Origin of the sequence: Rhizobium ruizarguesonis, assembly GCF_012349115.1 — a bacterium.
Lineage (GTDB): Bacteria > Pseudomonadota > Alphaproteobacteria > Rhizobiales > Rhizobiaceae > Rhizobium > Rhizobium ruizarguesonis.
In genome coordinates this window covers 1-612 of the sequence record NZ_PQIG01000032.1, presented here as the reverse complement: position 1 = coordinate 612, position 612 = coordinate 1, and the positions used below count along the sequence as shown (strand labels likewise).

Annotated in this window: 1 protein-coding gene; it reads left to right on the top strand. The window is 64.1% G+C overall.

The window, feature by feature from the left end:
* On the top strand, window positions 1-499 hold a 499-nt coding region (locus tag C3Y91_RS04365), incomplete at its 5' end, for a beta/alpha barrel domain-containing protein (protein ID WP_502362290.1).
* Window positions 500-612 lie beyond the last annotated feature (113 nt).

Below are 612 nucleotides of genomic sequence, written 5' to 3'. Positions count from 1 at the left end.
CGACTGGATCAAGCTCGAGGTCATCGGCAACCATGATACGCTACAGCCGGATGTCTTCGGCCTCGTCGAGGCGGCTCGCATTCTCGTCAGTGAAGGTTTCGAAGTCTTCCCGTACACGACCGACGATCTGGTCGTGGCCGAACGACTGCTGGAGGCCGGCTGCAAGGTGCTGATGCCTTGGTGCGCTCCGATCGGCAGTGCCGCCGGGCCGCTCAATCCGACAGCGCTCAGAGCAATGCAGGCGCATTTCCCTGACGTGTCGCTGATCGTCGATGCCGGCATCGGTCGGCCGTCGCACGCAACTGCGGTCATGGAGCTCGGTTTCGATGCGGTTCTGCTCAACACCGCCGTTGCCGGCGCCGGAGATCCCGCGGCGATGGCAGCCGCCTTTGCCGCGGCAATCGCCGCCGGCAAGCAGGCCTTTGACGCTGGCGTGCTGGAGCCGCGCGACATGGCCGTCCCCTCCACGCCGGTGATCGGAAAGGCGGTGTTCACATGAAGCTCGATCCGTTCTACCTGATCGTCGACAGCGCCGAGTGGATTGCCCGGCTGGTACCGCTTGGCGTCAAGCTGGTGCAGTTGCGCATCAAGGATCGTCCGGAGACTGAACTA